The sequence below is a fragment of the Paraburkholderia xenovorans LB400 genome (genome assembly GCF_000013645.1).
Lineage (GTDB): Bacteria > Pseudomonadota > Gammaproteobacteria > Burkholderiales > Burkholderiaceae > Paraburkholderia > Paraburkholderia xenovorans.
Window position 1 is genome coordinate 70,759 of record NC_007952.1, and the last position, 21,270, is coordinate 92,028.

The following is a 21,270-nucleotide window of genomic DNA, read 5'->3' on the forward strand; positions in this document are numbered from 1 at the left end:
CGTGATTTTTGAGAGGGTCGCCATTCTAAACCATGTGCGGGAGGGGCCGATTTTCGGCGGCGCGTTGCGCGGGTTCTCTTGCCGCCAGGGCGTGCTACGCCGCGTTCTCGTGGAACATCGACAGCGCCTGAACCGTCTCGCGCAGCAGCGCGGTGGCGGCTTCCAGCGTCGGCGCGACGTATTCGTCGATACGCCGCAGGTACGGGCAGGTGAGCGCGGCGATCGCCTGTCCGGCCGGACCCTGGATCGGAAACGTCACGTCGGTCACGCCGAACGTCTGCTGGCTGTCCTTCTGCGAGAAACCGGCGGCGCGAATCCGCTCGCAGGCCTGTTCGAGCGCGTCACGATCGATCGTGACCTCGCCCTTTACCTTCGTATGTTCGGCGAGCATCTGTTCACGCTGCTCAATGCTTTGGAACGCCAGCATCACACGCCCCGAACCCGTATCGATCAGCCCGACGCGCGAACCGAGCCGCACCGACATGCCCCACGTACCCGGCCCGTCCACCTGTGCGATCACCAGCAGATTGCCACGGTCGTACACCACGAGGTGACACGATTGTTCGGCAGCATCGGCAAAGCGCTGCATGAGCGGCAGCGCTTCGGAGATCAGCCGGTTCATCGGCGGATGACGATGGGCGAGCGCATACAGCTTGAGGCTGAGCGAATAGCGGTCGCCCGCCGCGGAGCGCACCACGTACTGACGCGCGACCAGCCGTTCGAGCATGCGATACATCTCGCTTGCGTTGCGTCCCAGCAGCTTGGTGATTTCGGCGCGCGTCAGTCCTTCCTTCTGCTCGGCGAGCAGTTCGAGGATATCGAGGCCTTTGTCCAGCGCCGGGGCGCGATAACGGTCGGCGTCGTCTTTATCTTCTGCGTCCATCGTGAGCGAGGTTCGGTGTGCTGTTCTCATTATCTGGCGCGTGAGTGTACGTGCGTGACGAATCTCGTGCGAGATGTCACCGGTCCAGGGAAAACACGGACGGTTGGTGCAGTGCACATTGCTTGACTTCGAAAAGTCCGTATATGAATAATACGTTCATTGGTGAATGAACGCACGCCAATACTAGATAACAAGCGCAGGACGAAGTGCCGGCATCCCACGTGCCGGTTCACGCAAGTTCAACAACGCATATCAGGAGACAACCATGTCGTTCGCGAAAGAGCCGCACGCGGCTCGCCGTTTGTTCCGCAGTTCGCTATCCGCCGCGGCGGCCGCCGTGTGTTTCGCCGGCCTCGGCGTAACAGGCGCCGCGCAAGCCGCCGATGCAGGCAAGATCGGCCTCGATCTGCCGCTGCTGACATCGCCGTTCTGGCAGTCGTACAACAACTATCTGCCCAAATACGCGAAGGACATGGGCCTCGACATTCTTGCGCCGGTCAATTCGAACGGCGATCCCGCGCAGCAGATCACGGACATGAACAACCTGCTGAACCTCGGTGCGAAGGGCATCGTGGTCGGTCCGCTGGATTCGGCGGCCATCAGCCGTGCGCTCGACGCCGCCGCGGCGAAGAACGTGCCCGTGGTCGCCGTGGACGTCGCGCCGACGCAAGGCAAGGTGGCGATGGTGGTGCGCGCCGACAATCGCGCGTATGGCGAGAAGGCCTGCAAGTACATTGGCGATCACGTGAAGTCGGGCAAGGTCGTGCAGATCATGGGCGACCTCGCATCGGTCAACGGACGCGACCGCTCCGAAGCCTTCCGCTCATGCATGAAGGGTTATCCCGGCGTGTCGGTTCTGGAGATTCCAGCGGCCTGGAAAGGCGACGTGGCGGCCACCGCGCTCGACAGTCTGCTGACCGCGAATCCCGACGTGAAAGGCATCTACATGCAGGCGGGCGGCGTGTATCTTTCGCCGACGCTGCAAACCCTGCGCCGCAAGCAGATGCTCTTTCCGGCCGGCGACCCGAAGCACGTGGTGATCGTCAGTAACGACGGCATTCCTCAGGAGTTCGACGCGATCCGCCGCGGCGATATCGACGCGACCGTGTCGCAGCCCGCCGATTCGTATGCGAAATACGGGCTGTTCTATATCAAGGCGGCGTTGGCAGGGCAGACTTTCAAGCCGGGCCCGACCGATCACGGCAGCAACATCATCCAGTTGGCGCCGGGCGTGCTGGAAGACCAGTTGCCCGCGCCGCTCGTGACCAAGTCGAACGTCGACGACAAGGCCTTGTGGGGTAACACGGTCAAATGAGCGAACTCACGCCCTCCGCGCCCGTTGTCGAAGCGTTCGAGATCACCAAGCGCTTCGGCTCGACGGCCGCGCTGAAAGACGTGAGCATCCGCGTGATGCCCGGCGAGTCGCATGCGCTCGTCGGGCGCAACGGCGCGGGTAAATCGACGCTGGTGTCGATCCTCACCGGCCTGCGCAAGCCCGACACCGGCGAGGTGCGTTTCAGCGGCGTGGCCGCGCCGTCGATCGCGGATCGCGACGCGTGGCGCGAACGTGTGGCGTGCGTCTATCAGCATTCGACGATCATCCGCGACCTGAGCGTCGCGGAGAATCTGTTTATCAACCGGCAGCCGTTGCGCGGCGGCATGATCGATTGGCAGGCCATGCGGCGCGACGCGCGCACGTTGCTCGATCACTGGAAGATCGACGTGCGCGAAGACGCTCGCGCCGGCGATCTGACGGTGGAGGCACGGCAACTGGTGGAAATTGCGCGTGCGCTGTCGTATGGCGCGCGCTTCATCATTCTCGACGAACCGACCGCGCAGCTCGACGGCGACGAAATCAAGCGCCTGTTCCGGCGTATCAGCGAGTTGCAGCGCGAAGGCGTGACCTTTCTGTTCATCTCGCACCATCTTCAGGAAGTCTATGAAATTTGCCAGGCCGTGACGGTGCTGCGCGACGCGCGGCATATCGTCAGCGCGCCGGTTTCCGCGCTGCCGCGCGAGCAGTTGATCGAAGCGATGACCGGCGAACGCGGCGGTCTCGCCGTCGCCGATGCGGCGGCGCGCGACGCGTTGCCCGCCGACACGGCGATTGCGCTGCAAGTCGAGAGCCTCGCGGGCTCCGATTACGAAGGCGTGTCGTTCACCGTCAAGCGCGGCGAAGTGGTCGGCTTGACCGGCGCAACGAGCAGCGGCCGCACGAGCGTGGCCGAAGCGATTGCCGGCTTGCGTGCCGCCAAACGCGGCACGATCCGTGTGGACGGCAAAACCTTGCCGCCCGGCGATGTGCCCGCGGCGCTCGCGCACGGCGTCGGCTGTGTGCCGAAGGATCGCCACCACGAAGGCCTCGTGCTCACGCAATCGGTTGCGGAAAACGCCTCGATGACGATCGCGCGTTTGCTCGGCAAGTTCGGCATCGCACCGCCCGCGAAGAAGAACGCCTTCGGCCAGAAAATGATCGACGCGCTCGGCATCGTCGCGCAGGGTCCGGAGCATGTGGTGTCGGGGCTGTCGGGCGGCAATCAGCAAAAGGTGGTGATGGCGCGCGCGCTCGCCACCAATCCCAATGTGCTCGTGCTGATCGACCCGACGGCGGGCGTCGACGTGAAATCGAAAGAAGCGCTGCTCTCCGTCGTGGACCGGGTGCGCGAAGACGGCAAGGCCGTGCTGGTCGTGTCCGGCGAACTCGACGATCTGCGCACCTGTGACCGCGTGCTGGTCATGTTCCGTGGCCGTGTCGCGGCCGAATTTCCCGCGGGTTGGCAGGACCACGACCTGATCGCATCCGTTGAAGGAGTCAGTCTCCATGAAGAATAGTGTGCCCAGTCCCGCCTTCGGCACCGCGCAAGCTCAGGCCCAGCCGCTCGCGCAGGCTACGCGCGGCAAACGCGCGCGCTCCGAACTCGCGCGTCTGCGCGAGCTGGCGTTGCTGCCCGCGCTCGCGTTGCTGATCGTGATCGGCGCGTTCGTCAGCCCCAGCTTTCTGACCAAAGCGAATCTCATCAGCGTGCTGGGTGCTTCGGCGGCGCTGGCGCTGGTCGTGCTCGCCGAATCGCTGATCGTGCTGACCGGCAAGTTCGATTTGTCGCTTGAATCGACGGTCGGCATTGCGCCCGCCGTGGGCGCAATGCTGGTGATGCCCGCGGCGTCCGCGGGCTTCGGCATGCAATGGCCGGCGGCGGCCGGCTTGCTCGCCATCGTGGCGGTGGGCGCGGTGATCGGTTTCATCAACGGCTTTCTCGTGGTGCGTTTGCGGCTGAACGCGTTCATCGTCACGCTGGCCATGCTGATCGTGCTGCGCGGCATGCTGGTCGGCGCGACCAAGGGCGGCACGCTGTTCGATATGCCGCCGTCGTTTTTTACGCTCGCGACCACCATCGTGTTCGGCTTGCCATTGTCCGTGTGGCTTGCCGCCGTGGCGTTCGCGATCGCAGCCTTCGTGTTGCGCTATCACCGGCTGGGCCGCGCGTTGTACGCGATCGGCGGCAATCCGGAAGCGGCGCGCGCGGCGGGCATTCGTGTGGAGCGCATCACGTGGGGCGTGTTCGTGCTCGGCAGCATGCTCGCCTCGCTGGGCGGTTTGATCGTCACCGGCTATGTCGGCGCGATCAACGCGAACCAGGGCAACGGCATGATCTTCACGGTGTTCGCGGCCGCGGTGATCGGCGGTATTTCGCTCGACGGCGGCAAGGGCACCATGTTCGGTGCGCTCACCGGCGTGCTGCTGCTCGGCGTGGTGCAGAACCTGCTGACGCTTGCCCAGGTGCCGTCTTTCTGGATCCAGGCGATCTACGGCGCGATCATTCTCGGCTCGCTGATGGTGGCGCGCCTCGCAAGCGGCGAAGGCCAGAACTGATGCGAACGCATTCCGGAGAACTTACTTGACCAGCCGCCCATTGCAAACGAACCAAACGGACCCACGCCTGATCCTGCTCAGCCCCGCCGACAATTGCCTGATCGCGGCGGCGCGGCTCGAAGGCGGCACGCAGGTCGAGATCGAAGGCGAGCGCGTGACGCTCGCCAAAACCATCGAACTCGGACACAAGGTGGCGCGCCGCGAACTCGCGAAAGACGACAAGGTGCTGCGCTACGGCGCAGTGATCGGTCACGTGACGGAAGCGGTCGCGCGCGGCGCGCATCTGCATACGCACAATCTCGAAAGCGATTACCTGCCGACGTACACACACGACGCGGGCCACGAATTCGTCCATCACTGATGTGAGCACAATGTCGTGGCCTTCGCGCCGCGCTGGAACGATCATGACTGACACTTCCGTAGCATCTCCATCCGCCGCATCGCAGCAGCCCACGCTGCAAGGTTACCTGCGCCGCGACGGCCGCAAGGGTATCCGCAATGTGGTCGCGGTGGCGTACCTGGTCGAGTGCGCGCATCACGTCGCACGCGAGATCGTCACGCAGTTTCGCGAGCCGCTGGATGCGTTCGACGACCCTTCCGCCGAGCGCGAGCCGCCCGTGCATCTGATCGGTTTCCCCGGCTGCTATCCGAACAGCTACGCCGAGAAAATGCTCGAGCGGCTCACCACGCATCCCAACGTGGGCGCGGTGCTGTTCGTGTCGCTCGGTTGCGAGAGCATGAACAAGCACTATCTGGTGGACGTGGTGCGCGCGAGCGGCCGTCCCGTCGAAGTGCTGACCATTCAGGAAAAGGGCGGCACGCGCAGCACGATTCAATACGGTGTCGACTGGATTCGCAGTGCGCGCAAGCAGCTTGCCGCACAACAGAAAGTACCGATGGCGCTGAGCGAACTGGTGATCGGCACGATTTGCGGCGGTTCGGACGGCACGAGCGGCATCACCGCGAACCCGGCTGTTGGCCGCGCGTTCGACCATCTGATCGACGCGGGCGCGACATGTATTTTCGAAGAAACCGGCGAACTGGTGGGCTGCGAATTCCATATGAAAACGCGCGCGGCGCGGCCGGAACTCGGCGAGGAGATCGTGGCCTGTGTCGCGAAGGCGGCGCGCTATTACTCGATTCTCGGCCACGGCAGTTTCGCGGTCGGCAACGCGGACGGCGGCCTCACCACGCAGGAAGAAAAATCGCTGGGCGCGTATGCCAAAAGCGGGGCGTCGCCGATTGTCGGCATCGTGAAACCCGGCGACATTCCGCCGACCGGCGGCCTGTATCTGCTCGACGTGGTGCCGGACGGCGAACCGCGCTTCGGCTTTCCGAACATCAGCGACAACGCGGAGATCGGCGAACTGATCGCGTGCGGTGCGCATGTGATTCTGTTCACGACCGGACGCGGCTCGGTGGTCGGCTCGGCGATCTCGCCGGTCATCAAGGTGTGTGCGAATCCGGCGACGTATCGCAATCTCGCCGGCGACATGGATGTCGATGCCGGCCGTATTCTCGAAGGCCGCGGCACGCTCGACGAAGTGGGCCGCGAAGTGTTCGAGCAGACGGTGGCGGTGTCGCGTGGCGCGGCCTCGAAGTCGGAAACGCTCGGTCACCAGGAGTTCATCCTGACCTACAAGACTTTCGAGCCGGTGGGGCCGGCCTGCTTGCCGTCGAGTGCCGCGCCGCAGCACCGGATGGTCGCGATCGAGCCGCAGTGAGTCGCGATGAGTTGTGCCGGGTGGCACTCAGTGGCTTGTTCGCGGGCGTGGCAGCCAGCGGCGGACAGGTCCCGCTGGCGCAAGGCAAAAGATGAATGGGATTGGCGTAAGGAGACGCGCTCAATGACGGCAACGATCGCATCGAAGATCGGGCAACGGCGCCGCATCGGCCGCACGGCGTTGCAGGTGACAGGACTGGGACTCGGTACGGCGCCGCTCGGCGGCCTCTACCGCGATCTGTCCGACGAGGAAGCGCACGCCACCATCGCCGCCGCGTGGGACGCGGGCGTGCGCTACTTCGACACCGCGCCGCACTACGGCAACACGAAGGCCGAGCATCGGCTGGGCGACGTCTTGCGGCGTTATCCGCGCGGCGACTATGTGCTGTCCACCAAAGTGGGCCGCCGGTTCGTGCCGCGCACCACGCCTTTCGACGACCGGGAAGGCTGGCAAAACCCGCTGCCTTTCGAAGCGATCTACGACTACACGCACGACGGCATTCTGCGCTCGTTCGAAGACAGCCAGCAGCGGCTCGGCATTGTCGATATCGACATTCTGCTGGTGCACGATATCGGCCGCGTTACGCACGGCGACAACCATCCGCACTACTGGCGGCAACTCACCGAAGGCGGCGGTTTTCGCGCGCTGGACGGGTTGCGCTCGGCGGGCGCGATCAAGGCCGTCGGACTCGGGGTCAACGAGGGCGCGGTCATTCTGGATGCGATGGCCGAGTTCGATATCGATTGCGCGTTGCTCGCGGGACGTTATACGCTGCTCGAACAGAGCACGCTCGACGACCTGTTGCCGGCCTGTGAAACGCGCGGCGTCAGCATTCTGTTAGGCGGCGCGTTCAACTCGGGCATTCTGGCGCGCGGCGTCGAAGGTGATCTGAAATTCAATTACGGCGAGGCGCCGCGCGAAGTGATCGAGCGCGTCGCGCGGCTCGACGCGGTGTGCCATGCGCATGCCGTGCCGCTGGCGGCCGCCGCCTTGCAGTTTCCGTACGCGCATCCGGCGGTCGCCACCGTGCTGACCGGCGCGCGCAGTGCCGACGAATTGCGCGAGAACGCCGCGTCGTTCGGGCAGCCGATCCCCGCGGGCTTGTGGTCCGCGTTGCGTGACGAAGGCTTGCTCGACAGCCGCGCGCCCGTGCCGGAGGATTGAGCCGACGATGCATATCGATGCCCACCAGCACTACTGGGACCCCGCTCGCGGCGACTACGAGTGGCTCACGCCGGAACTGAAGATCCTGTACCGGACGTTTGGCCCGGCGGATCTCAAACCGTTGCGCGAGCGCGCGGGCATCGAACGGACGGTGGTGGTGCAGGCCGCGCCGACCATCGACGAAACGCGTTATCTGCTGGACATTGCGCGGCATGAGCCGTCGATCGCGGGCGTGGTCGGCTGGGTGCCATTGCTGTTGCCCACGGCGCCGGCGGTAATCGAAGCACTGGCACATGAGCCGAAGTTCAAGGGCGTGCGGCCGATGCTGCAGGATTTGCCGGACGATACATGGATCGCCAACCCCGATCTCGCGCCGGCGATCGAAGCGCTGATCGCGCACGACCTCGCGTTCGACGCGTTGATTTACGCGCGCCACGCCGAGCCCTTCGAAACCTTCGCAACGCGCTTTCCGGCGCTGCGCATCGTGGTCGATCATGGCGCGAAGCCGCCTATCCGCTACGGACGCGCGGGCTATCAAAGCTGGGCCGACGCGATCACACGCCTCGCGCAACTGCCGCACGTGCATTGCAAGCTGTCGGGCCTCGCCACCGAGGCTTCGCCCGGCTGGACCGAGGCGACGCTGCAACCGTATGTCGACCATCTGCTGAAGTCATTCGGCCCGGCGCGTTTGATGTGGGGCAGCGACTGGCCGGTGCTCGATCTGAACGGAGACTATCTGCTCTGGCATTCGGTAGCGAACACCTTGCTCAGCTCCTTGAGCGACGGCGAGCGCGAAGCGGTGTTCGGCGGCAACGCCGCCGCGTTTTATCGACTGTGAATTGCGAAAAGAGACCAGCAACAGCCCATTCAACTGGAGTCGTAGATGACACAAAGACTGGCCGGCAAGACGGCCCTGATCACGGCGGCAGGACAAGGCATCGGACTCGCCACCGCCGAACTCTTCGCCCGCGAAGGCGCGCGCGTGATCGCCACGGACATCCGCATCGACGGACTCGCCGGCAAGCCGGTCGACGCGCGCAAACTCGACGTGCGCGACAACGCGGCGATCAACGCGCTGGCCGCCGAACTCGGCGCGATCGACGTGCTGTTCAACTGCGCGGGTTTCGTGCATGCGGGCAACATTCTCGAATGCAGCGAAGAAGATTGGGACTTTGCGTTCGACCTGAACGCGAAGGCGATGTACCGCACGATCCGCGCGTTTCTGCCTGCCATGCTGGACAACGGCGGCGGGTCGATCATCAATATGTCGTCGGCGGCGTCGAGTGTGAAGGGTGTGCCGAACCGCTTTGCCTATAGCGCCTCCAAGGCGGCGGTGATCGGGCTGACCAAGTCCGTTGCTGCGGACTTCATCACGCGTGGTGTACGCTGTAACGCGATCTGCCCGGGCACGGTGGCTTCGCCGTCGCTCGAACAGCGGATCGTCGCGCAGGCTCAGGCGCAGGGCGCGACGCTCGACGCCGTGCAGGCTGCCTTCGTGGCGCGGCAGCCAATGGGCCGCATCGGCAAGCCGGAAGAGATCGCCGCGTTGGCGCTGTATCTCGCGTCCGACGAATCGTCGTTCACCACGGGCCATGCGCATGTGATCGACGGCGGCTGGTCGAACTGACGCACGTTCATGCACGCTGAACTACGAACCGAATATCACTGAAAGGAAGTGTCAGGATGAAACTGCTTCGTTATGGGCCGAAAGGCCAGGAAAAGCCGGGCTTGCTCGACGCGCAAGGCAAGATTCGTGATCTGTCGAAAGTGGTGGCCGATATCGACGGCGCCGCGCTGACCGACGAAGGTCTCGCCAGATTGCGCGCGCTCGATCCGGCCTCGCTGCCGCTGGTCGAAGGCAATCCGCGCATCGGCCCGTGTGTCGGCAAGATCGGCAAGTTCATCTGCATCGGCTTGAATTACGCGGATCACGCGGCGGAATCGAATCTGCCGGTGCCGGCCGAACCGGTCATCTTCAACAAGTGGACGAGCGCGATCAGCGGACCGAACGACGACGTGGAAATTCCGCGCGGCTCGAAGAAAACGGATTGGGAAGTCGAACTCGGCGTGGTGATCGGCAAGCCGGCGAAATATATCGACGAAGCCAACGCGCTCGATTACGTCGCCGGTTACTGCGTGATCAACGACGTGTCGGAACGCGAATGGCAGATCGAAAAGGGCGGGACGTGGGACAAGGGCAAGGGTTTTGATACGTTCGGCCCGATCGGTCCGTGGGTGGTCACGCGCGATGAAGTCGCGGACCCGCAGAATCTGAGCCTGTGGCTCGAAGTGGACGGCCATCGCTATCAGAACGGCAGCACGAAGACGATGGTGTTCGGCGTCGCGAAACTGGTCTCGTACGTGTCGCAGTGCATGAGCCTGCAACCGGGCGACGTGATTTCCACCGGCACGCCGCCGGGCGTCGGCATGGGCGTGAAGCCGAATCCGGTGTTCCTGAAGCCGGGCCAGACGATTCGCCTGGGTATTGAAGGTCTGGGCGAGCAAACGCAGAAGACTTACGCGGCGGAGTAAGTCGCGCTCGCGAATCTCATTGCATGAAGAAAGGCGGTTCCTGCATCTACAGGCAGGAACCGCCTTTTTTGTGCGCGCCGCTGCTGCTCAGGTGCGCTGTTCCGCGAGCCTTGGCGCAGATAGACGAGCTAGACGGCCGACATGCATGTGCTGGTGCATCTCTCAGGCACGCTGTTCCGCGAGCAAACGGGCAAGCAACGCCACCAACTGATCGACGTGCGTGTCCTCAGTGCGCCACGACGACACGCTGATCCGGAACGCCGGCCGGCCTTGCCAGACAGTCTGGCCGAACCACGTCTCGCCCGACGCCTGCGCGGCTTCGCGAATCGCGACCGTTTGCGCGTCGGTGTTCGCCCGCACCAGTACCTGGTTCAGCACGACGCGGTTCACCACCTCGAAGCCCGCGGCGCGCAGACCTTCGGCAATTCGCGAAGCCTGCGCGCAATGCCGGTCGACCATCTCCTGCACGCCGCTGCGCCCGAGCGAACGCAGCGCGGCCCAGATCGGAATGCCGCGCGCACGGCGCGAGAATTCGAGGTTCAGATTCTTCTGCGCGTCATGCGCGCCGCTCAGATAGACCGCGTCGCTGTTCATTGCCGCCGAGAGCGCCCGCGCGTCGCGACAGATCGCCATCGCGCCGTCATACGGCGTATTGAGCCATTTGTGGCCGTCGGTGGTCCAGCTGTCGGCACCGTCGATGCCCTCGGTCAGCGTCCGCTTCGACGACGCGCGCGCCCACAGGCCGAACGCGCCATCCACATGAACCCACGCGCCGGCGGCTTTGGCGCGAGGAATCAGCTCCGCGAACGGATCGAATTCGCCGGTGTTCACTTCTCCGGCTTGCACGCAGAAGATCGTCATGTCGTCGAGCGGCGGCAACTGCGCGGGATCGATGCGGCCATGCTCATCCACGGGCGCGCTGACCACGCGCTTCATGCCGAAGCCGAGTACGCGCAGCGCCTTCTTCACCGTGATATGGGCCATTTCCGAGATCACGACGCGCACAGGCGGCGCACCGTCCAGACCGTCGTTGTCGAAATCCCAGCCCTTGCGTGCGAGCAGCGCGCGCCGCGCGGCCGCAATGCAGACGAGCGTGCACGCCGTTGCGCTGGTGCCGAAGCCGATCGCCGCTTCACGCGGCAGATCGAGTGCGTCGAGTACCCAGCGCGCTGCGATTTTCTCGAGGGTGGCCGCGACCGGCGAGTTGTCGAAGGTGGACGCGCACTGGTCCCACGCGCCCATCAGACGCTCGGCCGCGGCGGCTGCCGGCAGCACCGCGCCGATCACGAAGCCGTAATAGCGCGGATCGTTCGACGCGACCGTGGCAGGCGTTCCGCTTTCATCGAGCAGGCGCAGCACGTCGGCGGGCGCGTGGCCGTGTTGCGGGAAAGCTTCGTCGAAGGCGGCGAGTTGCGCGAGCGCGGCCGCGTCCGGAAACACCCGGCGCTTGCCGATGCCGGCAAGGTAAGCATGCGCGCGCCGGTCCGCGTCGGCGGCAAGTGCGAGTTCGTCCATATGGCTCCCTGAATCAATCAAGTATCGAAAAGGTGGCGGCGTGATCTCGTGAAGACCCTGTGCCTAGAGATTGGCGAGGTCGCGGCCGAGCTTCTGCAACTCGGCGTCGATCCGCTTGTAATAGGTGAATTTGCCGATCCGCTGCGCGCGCACGAGTCCCGCATCGGCGAGGATGCGCATGTGGCGCGTGGTCGTGGCGGGCGCAATGCCGAGCTTCTCCGTGATGAACGTGCAGCACACGCCGACTGTTTCGATATCGGCATGATCCTGATAGGGGAAATGCCGCGTCGGCTCCTTCAGCCAGCGCATGACGGCGAGCCGGCTGGCGTTCGCAAGCGCGTTGATGCGGGTGAGGTCGTCTGTCATGAAGCGGCGCGCCCAACGGAGCCATCAGTCGATAACATTTCGTATATTAGCTAAATGACGAAACGTGGGCAAGCGCCTGCATGACGGCGCGACATGCTTCAGAAAGAGGCGAAGGCATCAGTTCCCGTGTTCGTGTTCGCCGCTCTCGCTGATCCGGTTCACCGTGCCTTGCGCGACGGCAATCAGCTTTTCGCGATTGCCTTCCATGACAAACACGTTGCATTGGCAGGTTGCCTGATGCTGGCCCGCATAGACCACCTTCGCGCGCGCGATCAGCATGCCGTTGACGGCCGGGCGCAGGTAATTGATCTTGTATTCCCCGGTCACGACCTTCGGCCCCAGCAGCAGCGCGCCGGCGAATGTCAGCGCATTGTCGACGAGATAGCTGATCACGCCGCCATGCACGAAGCCGTGCTGTTGCCGCAGCTCGTCGCGGATCGGCAGGCTCAGCGTGAGTTCGTTGGTGCCTGTGTGCATCAACTCTGCGCCCAACAGCATGCTGAACGGCTGGGCATGCAGTGCGCCGCGCGCCCGGTCGAGGAGGTCGGTCATTGTGATTCCTTCGGGCGTGGCCCGCGGTGGCAATCTGCACTGGCCTGCGTCGTGCAGTCCCTACCCACTCTAGGAAGCGCCCACGCACCGCGTCAAGGTGAATCGGCAATCTGTGCCATGCATTGTTGTGCGAAATGACTGCAGTAGCGAAGTTGGCCGATGAAAAGGGGATGTAAGACGATCTTTGATGCAATTGGTCTCAAGGGCGGCGAGCCTATGCCGTTAACCCTGACGTAGCTCCCGTCATTCTTTGTCTTCAGGTATTCACGATGTTCAGCAAGATCAAGGTCGCATCCGGCCTGTTGTGTGTTCTGGCCGCGTTCTGCGTTTTCCAGCTTGTCACGGTCGGCTTGGGGTTCTGGTCGCTCACGCGCACTCATGACGACGTGAACGATCTGTCGAACATCGCCTTGAAGCAGGTCGACGCGGTCAACGAAACGACCCAGCGTCTGATGGACGCGCGCATCAACCTCTCGCGGGCCGGGACGCGCATGGTGCGCGGCGGCTCCGAGCCGACCGACATCGTGCAGCACGCCCGCGAACAGTTGACGGCCGCCGACCAGTCGTTCGCCGCCTTCATGAGCGCACCCAAAACCAGCGACGAAAACGGCGCCCGCGCCGCCGCGCTCGCCGAGCGCTACAGGAAGCTGCACGACGCGCTCGCGGAACTGGTGCAGTTTCTCGACTCGAACAATATCCAGGCTTTTCTCGATCAGCCGACCCAGTCGTTCCAGGACGCCTATCTCGGCGAATCGCATAACTTCGTGCAGTTCGGCACCGCGGCGAGCCGGGCATCGCTCGATTCGATCGATACGCGTATGGCGACGTTTCGCGCGGTGAGCATCGTGATTCTCGTGGCTCTGGTGGCCGGCACGTTCGCCGTGCATACGGCGCTGCGCCGGGGCGTGGTAACGCCGCTGGAAGAAGCGGGCCGTCACTTCGACCGTATCGCGCAAGGCCGGTTGGACCAGCCAATCGCCGCGCACGGCACCAATGAAATCGGCCGCCTGTTCTCGGGTCTCGCGAAAATGCAGGCGAGCGTGGCGCGTACGGTGCAAACCGTGCGCGAGTCCGCAGACTCGATCCACCTCGGCGCCGACGAAATCGCGACCGGCAACGCCGATCTGTCGGCGCGCACGGAAAACCAGGCGGCGTCGCTCGAAGAAACCGCGTCGAGCATGGAGGAACTGACCGCCACCGTGCGCCAGAACGCCGATCACGCCCGTGAGGCCAACGCACTCGCCGGGACCGCGCTCGAAGCGACCTCGCGCGGCAGCGAGGTGGTCAACCAGGTGGTGGAGAAGATGCGCGGCATCGCGCAGAGTTCGGACAAGATCGCCGAGATCATTTCGGTGATCGACGGCATTGCGTTCCAGACCAATATTCTCGCGCTGAACGCGGCCGTCGAAGCGGCGCGCGCGGGCGAGCAGGGGCGCGGTTTCGCCGTGGTGGCGGGCGAAGTGCGGGGCCTCGCGCAGCGCAGCGCGCAGTCGGCGAAGGAAATCAAAACGTTGATCAGCGAATCGGTGGCCGAGATCCGGGGCGGTTCGACGCTGGTCGAGCATGCCGGAGAAGCGATGAGCAACGTGTCGACGTCGATTTCGCGCGTCACGCAGATGATGGCGGAAATCAGCGCGTCGTCGCTCGAACAGAGCACGGGCATCGAGCAGATCAACCAGGCGGTGGTGCAGATGGATGAGATGACGCAGCAGAACGCGGCGCTCGTCGAACAGGCCGCGGCAGCGGCGGCTTCGCTGCATCAGCAGACGCAGCAGTTGAAGCAGGCTGTTTCCGTGTTCGAAATTTCTGAATCTGTGTTGCGCACGCAACAAATCGACGAAGCACGTGGGCGAACAGTCGATTTCCCGTTGTCGGGCATGCGCGCAATTTAAGCCCGCGCAAGTGCTCGGCAGGACTCGGCCGGCCAAAGAAAATGGCCCGCCAAAGCGGGCCATTTTGCATCAGACGCAAGCGCCTAAGGGTGCCTCAACGTACCTGACGGTACTTAGGCCGGCTGGATGTTCGCAGCTTGCTTGCCCTTCGGGCCTTGCTTAACTTCAAACGTCACCTTCTGGTTTTCCTGCAGGGACTTGAAGCCGCTGCCTTGAACTTCCGAAAAGTGCGCGAACAGGTCTTCGCCGCCGTCGTCCGGCGTGATGAAGCCAAAGCCCTTTGCATCGTTAAACCACTTCACAGTACCTGTTGCCATTTTTAATCCAGTAAATGTTGTGTGTTGCATTCGCGACCGCTATTTCTCAACGCGAGATCGAGCGCGAAGTAGGAGTTGTATCACGTCTTTATGACGGACGCCAACCAACCAGTATTCGGGTATTCCCCCGCATCGGCCTTTTTTCGGCCTGGCGACCGATTGGAAGGGTGCTCCGTCCGGTAGGGTAAACTGCTTGTATTACTCTTCCAGGAAAAACATTGACACATTATTTGCAAGAAGAACTTACCTCGTTCTGGAGTCGTTTGACCCCCTATCTGGCGATATTGGAGTCTAAATCCCCTCAAGAAGGCGCCCCGGACCCGGTCGGCCGTATCACTGTCGATACGGTAGACCGCCAGGCTTTCGCCCTTCACACGACCGATCAGAAGCCGCACGGCGACGCATCGGATATCCCCACCGGGCAGAGCGCAACTTATATGCGTTTTAAATCTGCCGGCTCCGATTGGAGCCCCTGGCAGCGCGAAGAGTACTGATCGGGCGGCCGGTTTTTGCGGCCGCGCGGTCGCTGCGCCCGTTCGTTGCGCGGTTTGCCAGTGGTGTCACGCCGGCAACGCCGCATAGGCTGTTGCGAGGTGATAGGGCGTGGTCGACGGCATGTCGGCGCGCGCCACCTCACCCGCTGGCGTCTTGCATTCGAACCAGCCCTGCGGACGCAGGAAACGTTGCTGGAACAGTTCAATTTGCCGTGGCAGCGCGGCGAGCGCGGCTGGCTCGTCGTGGCTTGCCAGCGCGCGCAGATATTCCGTTTGCGCCCAGATCCGCTGGGTCGCGTCCTTGACCCAGCCGGTTTCGTCAAGCGAGGCGCACACGCCGCCTGTTTCCCGGTCTACCCCGTTTTGCTGCGCGAAACTGAACGCACGCGGCATGGCCTCGGCAAGACCGGAGCCCTCGAACACGGCGCCCGCCTGCCTGACCAGCCAGAACCACTCGAACTGGTGACCGGGTTCCAGACGGTTATCGTCCGCGCCAATCGGCAATTCGGCGATGCAACCCGTAGGCGCATGCATGAAATGACGGGCGACTGCGCCGGCGAGGCGCCGCAATGCGGCGTCGAAAGCGTTGTCGTGCGTGGCTTCGCGAGCGGCCAGCCAGGCTTCGGTCAGGTGCATCAACGGATTCTGGATCGGCGTACCCGTTACGCCGGCGAAATCCGCGGTCAGCGCGGCGTTGAACAGATCGCCTTCAGCGGCGAAATGCGCCTGGATCAGCGCCGACGTGCGATGCACGATTTCCAGCGCGTCGCGATTGCCGGAGCGCCGGCCATATTCCGCGCAAGCAAACACGACGAACGCATGCGTGTACAGATCTTTCGTGGTGTCGAGCGGTGCGCCCTGCGGATCGACGCTGTAGAACCATCCGCCGTGGCGGGTGTCCTGAAAGGTATGCGTCAACGAGTCGAACAGCACTCGCGCATGCGCTTCGTCGCCCGCTTGCGAGAACACGAACAGTTGCCGCGCGCAGGCCATTGCCCGGTAACGCGCGGGAGGTAACGGCTGGTGGTCCTCGGCGCCGAGCGCTTCGTAAGGCAGCTTCAGCGCGGTGTTGAAACCCGGGCCGCGCCACATGGGCAGCACTACGCCTGTGAAGTGATCGCGCAGCCGGGTAGCCAGCGCGATGGTGGAAGCGGCGGGAGGGTTCATGCTCTGCATAATCAAATTGATCCAGCTCGTATTTCGAAGCGCCCACGGACTCGTGCCGTAGCCTGAGTTGCTGCGCGGCGTGGTTGCCGGCAAGCCGGTTGGTGAGCGCGGATGCTACCTGTTTTTACGGGCCGGCAACCCCGGATCAGCACGACGACTTGCCGTGCAGCCCGCTTGACCCGCCTGGCGGCGCGCGGCTTAGCATAAAGCAAACGGGTCCCGCTGGCACTCCGGCGCCGGCGTGGAAAACACTTCAAATAATTGCCGATAAGGAGGAACAACAATGCTGGGGAATCTCGAACTCATCGCCCGTCTGGTGCTGGCCGCGGCGCTCGGCAGCGTCATCGGCTTCGAGCGGGAACGGCTTTCATGGGCGGCGGGTTTGCGTACGCACATGCTGGTGTGCGTCGGTTCGACGCTCATCATGATCGTCTCGGCCTATGGCTTTGCGGAAGTGCTGAGCGGCGAGCACGTGGTGCTCGACCCTTCGCGGATGGCCGCGCAGGTAGTGTCCGGCATCGGCTTTCTCGGCGCGGGCTCGATCCTGCTGCGCGGCGAGATCGTGCGCGGGCTGACCACGGCGGCGAGCCTGTGGTCGGTCGCCGCCATCGGTCTGGCGGTGGGCGGCGGACTGTACACGGCGTCGATCGCGGCGACCATCATCATTCTGATCATCCTTGCCGGCATCAAGCCGCTCGAACGCCGCTTCATCACGGTCAAGCAACGGCGCCAACTGACGATGATCGTCGAGCGCGGCACGATGACGTTTCACTCGCTGCACGACGAACTCGGCGCCGCGAGCCCGCGCGTCAAGCAGTTCGTGATGCAGCAAAGCGAGGACGCGCCCGAGTGCGACGAGGTGGTGATCACGTTGCATCGCGTGTCGAATACGGAATATGAGGCGATCTGCGGCCGCTTGCGTCAACTGCGCGGCGTCAGGCAGTTCCGGCAGGACGACGCGACTTCGTAAAAACGGAAAATCCTCGGCGAATGGCTTCGGCGGGCGCGGGCGGCCATGCGACAATGCGGTCTCGAAAAATTCCAACGGCATTGACGAGCGGTGCCCGGCGCCCGCTGTCCGGCGACGACCGCTTTTTTCTCTATGGCAGATTCCGTAGCATCCACGCAGTCCCGGCCTTCGCGCGCAGCTTCGAAGAAGCGGCGTCAGGCCACCGTCTCGACCGAAACTGAAAACAAGCTGGCGCGCGCCGCGCGCTCGGCACAACGTCTCGCGCAATTGAGCGACGCCTCTCGCGACGACGCCACGCTCGATCTGTTCCCCGACGATCCCACCCGCGCGACGCTGGAAGCGATGAACATCGATATCCGGCAAGGTACGCTGCATGGTTTCGAATTACCCGATGTAGTGCTGGCCGCGGTCGGCGCGATCGATACGGGCGACAGCGCGTCGCTCGAGGCGCGGGCGGCTCGCCGCGCACCGCGTACCCCGAAGTCCGATGAACCGGTGCCGGTCAATGCGCAATTGAGCGGGCTCGAAATCGAGTCGGTGGCGGCGATGGCGGCAATGGTGTCGCCGGTTGGCGAACTGGCTTTGGGTGACACGAAACCGGCAACGGATGCTAACGCCGAAGAGAAACCGGCGGTGTCGGCGCCGCTGACGCCGGCTATGGCGGCTGCAACCGTGGCGCGCAGCGTGACCGCGCTGCGGCAGGCGTCCGAGCCGGGCGCGGCGACGGGCGTGACCACTGATACCCCCGTTGCGTCGACCTCGGGCGTCGGCAAGGCGCCGCAACGTTTCGCCGCGACTTTCGCCAAGGCGGCATCGGCATCGGCATCGGCATCGGCTTTGCGGGGAACGCATACGGCTGAAACCACGAGCGCGGTAGATGAACCCGCTCCGGCCGAATCAGACGCCGCACCCACGGAGTCGAAGGCCGGCACGGAGACATTGGCGCATCCATCGGCGCCTGCTCAGGCGAGCACCGAGTTCGCGACTCCCTGGCGCGAAGCCCGGCGTGCCGAGGCGGCTGCGGCCGCGTTGCGCGCCGCGCCGGAACTCGATCGCGCGCGGGCAACCGCCTTCGCCGATACCGTCGATGCGCTATATGGCGTGATTGCCGATCAGCGCCGCGCCGCGACCGATCATTCGCGACGCATGAAGTGGATGCTTTCGATCGTGGTGGGTGCGTTGTTGGTCACGGTCGCCATCGGCATCACGCAAACCGTGCTGCTAATACGCCTGACGCGTGAGACCACCGCGCAGCAGCACCGTATCGAACAGATGATGCAAAACCAGCAGGCCGCCATGACCAGCTTGCTCGACACCCATCTGGCGATGGCGATGGCGATGGCGAATGCTGTCGCTGTGAATGCTGCTCCCGCTGCGGCCACGGCGGCGCCTGCCACCCCTCAGCAAGCCACCGCCACGGCGGCGCATACAAGGCGCACCGTACGGGCGCAGCATTCGCACAGGCCGAAAGCGGCCAGCCCGCATTGACAGTCAGCGACCGCCGCGCCGGCGACCAAGCCGGCTGTGGCGTCCCGCTCGGCGACTGCCGCCCAGCGATTCCCTCATTCCTCTCTCGCGAAACCCGGCGGTGACATAACGCCGGATGAGATCACGCGGCGAAAGCCATTCCTTCCGGCCCTGAAATCTGGAAAAACGGGGACGTTGTCATGATGCAACGCACCATGCGTGGAAAACCCGCGTCCATGCGCTGCCACCAAAAAATTGCTGCATTGCACTAGCGTTTTCCTAGGGAAAACCCTATAATTCTTCTTAAGGGAAAACCCTAGCAAACGCAGTCACCAACCGGGAGTCGCCATGAGCTTCATCTTTGCATTGTTCCAAAAGGTCAGCGACCTCTTTGCGTCGCCCCATCTGCCGCTGGATGCGGATTATTCGTACAAGGCACGTAGCCGCGAAGCAGAGCGCGTGCGCCGCTCGCAGGCTACGCTGTTCGGCATCAAGCTGAGCGACTAAAAGCCAGGTCGTACCGGCCCGAAGCACGGACTACCGCGCGCGGGCCGCGCACTTCGGTGCGCATCGCATTAAATTATCGAAGCCACGGTTCGCGAAACGCGTACTGTGGCTTTTGTTTTGGACCGCCTTTCCTCGCTCGGTCTTTCTGTCCGAATATTTCCATACCGAAATGAATGTAACGGCGCCTGACACTGCGCCGCTTCGCCGCAGGGCCGAACCATCTCGCATGACTTGATATACCGGCGTTATGGGCTAAACCGGCCGCCGCTCATCCGTCCCTAACATTGAAATGAGCGCTTACAAGTGCTCACGTCTTCCCGAGGTTCGCGCCGCTAAAGTTGCCTCAAGCGTACGGCGTCTGGTTCCACCCTGGATTGCAGGTCGAGGCCGATCGGGCACGGACGCCGGCTCGATACAAAACTTTTGACGGGAGGTCAGTATGAAAACCTTTAACAAGACATCGCGTTCGCTCATTGCAACCCTGCTCGCGGGAGGCGCGCTGCTCGCGGCGGGCAGCGCATTCGCCCAGGAACGGGTGGTGGTGGAGAACGGTCCGGGACCGGCGGTCTACGGTCAGCCGCATATGATGCCGGTTGGCGTGTCGATCAACATCGGCTGGCATGGCGATCGTTACTACGACGGCCATCGCTACTGGGCTCATGACGACTGGATGCGCCATCACCCGCATGACTACGATCCGCATCACCACGGCGACCGTCGTCCGCCGCCGCACTACTGATCCGCACGTGACGCTGCCGCTCAACGCTGCGTGACGCAGGCACCAAGCAGGCACCAAGCGCAAGCACCACGCAGGCGTGAAGCACACAAGGCCGGTCCTTCCTCGCGGAAGACCGGCCTTGTCACGTTCAGCCTTGCGAATCCGCCCGCTGCGCTATGCTTCAAAGCTTTTATCGACGGCAGCAGGAGAGCGGCGTGGACAAGGCAGTGATAGGCGTAGTTGGCACGGGATTGATGGGCGTCGGCATTGCGACGCAAAGCGCATTGCACGGACACAGAACGATCGTCCATGACGTGGATTCGGCGCGTCTGGCGAGCGTCGCGTCGAAAGCGCAAGCCGTGCTCGACGAACTGATCGACGCCGGGCGTATCGACCGGGCGGCGAGCGAGGCGGCGCTGGCTCGCATCGAAACCCATGCACAACTCGACATGATGGCGTCGGCGAAATTCGTGATCGAGGCGATTCCCGAGGTACTCGAACTGAAGCATCGCCTGTATGCGGCGCTGACCGGGTTGCTGGCTGACGACGCGATTCTCGCGAGCAACACCAGCGGCTTCCCGCCCGATCAACTGGTCGCGCCGTTGCGCGCGAAAGAGCGCTTCGTGATCGCGCATTTCTGGAACCCGCCGCATATGATTCCGCTCGTCGAAGTCGTGCCGGGCACGGCGACCGCGCCGGAAGTGACGCAGCAGAGCGCCGCGTTGATGAGCGCGATCGGCATGGAGCCGGTCGTGCTGGCGAAAGCGATTCCGGGTTTCGTCGGCAACCGGTTGCAGTTCGCGGTACTGCGCGAGGCGTTGAATATCGTCCGCTCCGGCGCGGCGACGCCCGAGGTGGTCGATCGCGTGATGAAGGCGTCGCTCGGCCGTCGCTGGGGGATCGTCGGGCCGTTCGAGGGCGCGGACATGGGCGGCCTCGATACCTTCCTCGATATCTCCTCGCATCTGATGCCGGAACTGGCCAAAGACGAAGGCGTGCTCGACCTGTTGCGCGCGCAGGTCGATGCGGGGCGCGTCGGCGTGCGCAGCGGCGCCGGCTTTTACGAATGGGACGATGCGCATCTGGCGCAGGTGAAGGAAGGGCGCCGGCGCGTGATCAGCCGCGGTTGAT

The 21,270-nt window shown here is 64.0% G+C and carries 22 protein-coding genes; 16 read left to right on the forward strand and 6 right to left on the reverse strand.

All coding sequences use genetic code 11. From position 1 onward, the window contains the following. Positions 1–94: 94 nt before the first annotated feature. Positions 95–883, reverse strand: a complete 789-nt coding sequence (locus tag BXE_RS22385) for an IclR family transcriptional regulator (protein WP_040124188.1) — start codon at positions 881–883, stop codon at positions 95–97. 265 nt (positions 884–1,148) lie between these two features. Here BXE_RS22385 and BXE_RS22390 point away from each other — a divergent pair, with 265 nt between their 5' ends. The 9 genes from BXE_RS22390 (at position 1,149) to BXE_RS22430 (ending at position 10,174) form a co-directional block, all read left to right on the forward strand. Further along, positions 1,149–2,198, forward strand: coding sequence for a sugar ABC transporter substrate-binding protein (locus tag BXE_RS22390; RefSeq protein ID WP_011490420.1), 1,050 nt, complete (start codon positions 1,149–1,151; stop codon positions 2,196–2,198). Further along, complete coding sequence (locus BXE_RS22395; protein WP_011490421.1) at positions 2,195–3,715, forward strand: sugar ABC transporter ATP-binding protein; 1,521 nt, start codon at positions 2,195–2,197, stop codon at positions 3,713–3,715. Before BXE_RS22390 ends, BXE_RS22395 begins: the two co-directional genes overlap by 4 nt. Then, positions 3,705–4,754 carry an ABC transporter permease gene (locus BXE_RS22400; RefSeq protein ID WP_011490422.1) on the forward strand — a complete coding sequence of 350 codons (1,050 nt, stop codon included), beginning with the start codon at positions 3,705–3,707 and terminating at the stop codon, positions 4,752–4,754. The genes BXE_RS22395 and BXE_RS22400 overlap by 11 nt, the downstream gene beginning before the upstream one ends. A 25-nt stretch (positions 4,755–4,779) precedes the next feature. Beyond that, positions 4,780–5,115 carry a UxaA family hydrolase gene (locus BXE_RS22405; protein WP_011490423.1) on the forward strand — a complete coding sequence of 112 codons (336 nt, stop codon included), beginning with the start codon at positions 4,780–4,782 and terminating at the stop codon, positions 5,113–5,115. 43 nt (positions 5,116–5,158) lie between these two features. Then, positions 5,159–6,478: a UxaA family hydrolase gene (locus BXE_RS22410; protein WP_049782248.1), complete on the forward strand. Its 1,320-nt coding sequence runs from the start codon at positions 5,159–5,161 to the stop codon at positions 6,476–6,478. Positions 6,479–6,601: 123 nt separating this feature from the next. After that, positions 6,602–7,642, forward strand: a complete 1,041-nt coding sequence (locus tag BXE_RS22415; protein ID WP_011490425.1) for an aldo/keto reductase — start codon at positions 6,602–6,604, stop codon at positions 7,640–7,642. A gap of 7 nt (positions 7,643–7,649) precedes the next feature. Beyond that, a complete protein-coding gene (locus BXE_RS22420; RefSeq protein WP_011490426.1) occupies positions 7,650–8,480 on the forward strand; it encodes an amidohydrolase family protein in 831 nt (276 codons plus the stop codon). Between the two features lie 45 nt (positions 8,481–8,525). Continuing rightward, on the forward strand, positions 8,526–9,269 hold the full coding sequence (locus BXE_RS22425; RefSeq protein ID WP_011490427.1) for an SDR family oxidoreductase: 744 nt from the start codon (positions 8,526–8,528) through the stop codon (positions 9,267–9,269). Between the two features lie 56 nt (positions 9,270–9,325). Then, positions 9,326–10,174: an ureidoglycolate lyase gene (locus BXE_RS22430; protein WP_011490428.1), complete on the forward strand. Its 849-nt coding sequence runs from the start codon at positions 9,326–9,328 to the stop codon at positions 10,172–10,174. Between the two features lie 162 nt (positions 10,175–10,336). Here BXE_RS22430 and BXE_RS22435 read toward each other — a convergent pair whose 3' ends face one another. The 3 genes from BXE_RS22435 to BXE_RS22445 form a co-directional block, all read right to left on the reverse strand. Further along, a complete protein-coding gene (locus tag BXE_RS22435; RefSeq protein ID WP_011490429.1) occupies positions 10,337–11,689 on the reverse strand; it encodes a pyridoxal phosphate-dependent decarboxylase family protein in 1,353 nt (450 codons plus the stop codon). A gap of 63 nt (positions 11,690–11,752) precedes the next feature. Continuing rightward, positions 11,753–12,055, reverse strand: a complete 303-nt coding sequence (locus BXE_RS22440) for an ArsR/SmtB family transcription factor (protein ID WP_011490430.1) — start codon at positions 12,053–12,055, stop codon at positions 11,753–11,755. Positions 12,056–12,172: 117 nt separating this feature from the next. After that, positions 12,173–12,607: a PaaI family thioesterase gene (locus BXE_RS22445; protein ID WP_011490431.1), complete on the reverse strand. Its 435-nt coding sequence runs from the start codon at positions 12,605–12,607 to the stop codon at positions 12,173–12,175. Positions 12,608–12,876: 269 nt separating this feature from the next. Here BXE_RS22445 and BXE_RS22450 point away from each other — a divergent pair, with 269 nt between their 5' ends. Next, complete coding sequence (locus tag BXE_RS22450; protein WP_011490432.1) at positions 12,877–14,499, forward strand: methyl-accepting chemotaxis protein; 1,623 nt, start codon at positions 12,877–12,879, stop codon at positions 14,497–14,499. Between the two features lie 113 nt (positions 14,500–14,612). Here the strand turns inward: BXE_RS22450 and BXE_RS22455 are convergent, their stop codons facing one another. After that, positions 14,613–14,816, reverse strand: a complete 204-nt coding sequence (locus BXE_RS22455; protein WP_007178724.1) for a cold-shock protein — start codon at positions 14,814–14,816, stop codon at positions 14,613–14,615. A gap of 218 nt (positions 14,817–15,034) precedes the next feature. Between BXE_RS22455 and BXE_RS22460 the strand changes: the two genes are divergently transcribed. Then, positions 15,035–15,310: a hypothetical protein gene (locus tag BXE_RS22460; protein WP_011490434.1), complete on the forward strand. Its 276-nt coding sequence runs from the start codon at positions 15,035–15,037 to the stop codon at positions 15,308–15,310. A 66-nt stretch (positions 15,311–15,376) separates the two neighbouring features. On the opposite strand, the gene BXE_RS22465 is transcribed toward BXE_RS22460, so the two are convergent. Further along, a complete protein-coding gene (locus tag BXE_RS22465; protein WP_011490435.1) occupies positions 15,377–16,486 on the reverse strand; it encodes an AGE family epimerase/isomerase in 1,110 nt (369 codons plus the stop codon). 274 nt (positions 16,487–16,760) lie between these two features. On the opposite strand from BXE_RS22465, the gene BXE_RS22470 reads away from it, so the two are divergent. From BXE_RS22470 to BXE_RS22485, 5 genes are all read left to right on the forward strand, one after another. Next, entirely contained in the window at positions 16,761–17,447 is a 687-nt protein-coding gene (locus BXE_RS22470; RefSeq protein ID WP_011490436.1) for an MgtC/SapB family protein, read from the forward strand. A gap of 132 nt (positions 17,448–17,579) precedes the next feature. Next, the gene (locus BXE_RS22475) at positions 17,580–18,935 is read left to right on the forward strand and encodes a hypothetical protein (protein ID WP_011490437.1); all 1,356 of its coding nucleotides are present in this window, start codon (positions 17,580–17,582) and stop codon (positions 18,933–18,935) included. A 327-nt stretch (positions 18,936–19,262) separates the two neighbouring features. Beyond that, on the forward strand, positions 19,263–19,421 hold the full coding sequence (locus tag BXE_RS46635) for a hypothetical protein (protein WP_007178729.1): 159 nt from the start codon (positions 19,263–19,265) through the stop codon (positions 19,419–19,421). 439 nt (positions 19,422–19,860) lie between these two features. Beyond that, positions 19,861–20,160 carry a hypothetical protein gene (locus tag BXE_RS22480; protein WP_011490438.1) on the forward strand — a complete coding sequence of 100 codons (300 nt, stop codon included), beginning with the start codon at positions 19,861–19,863 and terminating at the stop codon, positions 20,158–20,160. A 155-nt stretch (positions 20,161–20,315) separates the two neighbouring features. Next, positions 20,316–21,269: a 3-hydroxyacyl-CoA dehydrogenase family protein gene (locus BXE_RS22485; protein ID WP_011490439.1), complete on the forward strand. Its 954-nt coding sequence runs from the start codon at positions 20,316–20,318 to the stop codon at positions 21,267–21,269. Position 21,270 lies beyond the last annotated feature (1 nt).

What these genes read in the sequence shown, in the direction of transcription:
- BXE_RS22385 (WP_040124188.1), bottom strand. Translation starts at nt 883, where the DNA reads ATGGACGCAGAAGATAAAGACGACGCCGACCGTTATCGCGCCCCGGCG.
- BXE_RS22390 (WP_011490420.1), top strand. Translation starts at nt 1,149, where the DNA reads ATGTCGTTCGCGAAAGAGCCGCACGCGGCTCGCCGTTTGTTCCGCAGT.
- BXE_RS22395 (WP_011490421.1), top strand. Translation starts at nt 2,195, where the DNA reads ATGAGCGAACTCACGCCCTCCGCGCCCGTTGTCGAAGCGTTCGAGATC.
- BXE_RS22400 (WP_011490422.1), top strand. Translation starts at nt 3,705, where the DNA reads ATGAAGAATAGTGTGCCCAGTCCCGCCTTCGGCACCGCGCAAGCTCAG.
- BXE_RS22410 (WP_049782248.1), top strand. Translation starts at nt 5,159, where the DNA reads ATGACTGACACTTCCGTAGCATCTCCATCCGCCGCATCGCAGCAGCCC.
- BXE_RS22415 (WP_011490425.1), top strand. Translation starts at nt 6,602, where the DNA reads ATGACGGCAACGATCGCATCGAAGATCGGGCAACGGCGCCGCATCGGC.
- BXE_RS22420 (WP_011490426.1), top strand. Translation starts at nt 7,650, where the DNA reads ATGCATATCGATGCCCACCAGCACTACTGGGACCCCGCTCGCGGCGAC.
- BXE_RS22425 (WP_011490427.1), top strand. Translation starts at nt 8,526, where the DNA reads ATGACACAAAGACTGGCCGGCAAGACGGCCCTGATCACGGCGGCAGGA.
- BXE_RS22430 (WP_011490428.1), top strand. Translation starts at nt 9,326, where the DNA reads ATGAAACTGCTTCGTTATGGGCCGAAAGGCCAGGAAAAGCCGGGCTTG.
- BXE_RS22435 (WP_011490429.1), bottom strand. Translation starts at nt 11,689, where the DNA reads ATGGACGAACTCGCACTTGCCGCCGACGCGGACCGGCGCGCGCATGCT.
- BXE_RS22440 (WP_011490430.1), bottom strand. Translation starts at nt 12,055, where the DNA reads ATGACAGACGACCTCACCCGCATCAACGCGCTTGCGAACGCCAGCCGG.
- BXE_RS22445 (WP_011490431.1), bottom strand. Translation starts at nt 12,607, where the DNA reads ATGACCGACCTCCTCGACCGGGCGCGCGGCGCACTGCATGCCCAGCCG.
- BXE_RS22450 (WP_011490432.1), top strand. Translation starts at nt 12,877, where the DNA reads ATGTTCAGCAAGATCAAGGTCGCATCCGGCCTGTTGTGTGTTCTGGCC.
- BXE_RS22455 (WP_007178724.1), bottom strand. Translation starts at nt 14,816, where the DNA reads ATGGCAACAGGTACTGTGAAGTGGTTTAACGATGCAAAGGGCTTTGGC.
- BXE_RS22465 (WP_011490435.1), bottom strand. Translation starts at nt 16,486, where the DNA reads ATGCAGAGCATGAACCCTCCCGCCGCTTCCACCATCGCGCTGGCTACC.
- BXE_RS22470 (WP_011490436.1), top strand. Translation starts at nt 16,761, where the DNA reads ATGCTGGGGAATCTCGAACTCATCGCCCGTCTGGTGCTGGCCGCGGCG.
- BXE_RS22475 (WP_011490437.1), top strand. Translation starts at nt 17,580, where the DNA reads ATGGCAGATTCCGTAGCATCCACGCAGTCCCGGCCTTCGCGCGCAGCT.
- BXE_RS46635 (WP_007178729.1), top strand. Translation starts at nt 19,263, where the DNA reads ATGAGCTTCATCTTTGCATTGTTCCAAAAGGTCAGCGACCTCTTTGCG.
- BXE_RS22480 (WP_011490438.1), top strand. Translation starts at nt 19,861, where the DNA reads ATGAAAACCTTTAACAAGACATCGCGTTCGCTCATTGCAACCCTGCTC.
- BXE_RS22485 (WP_011490439.1), top strand. Translation starts at nt 20,316, where the DNA reads ATGCTTCAAAGCTTTTATCGACGGCAGCAGGAGAGCGGCGTGGACAAG.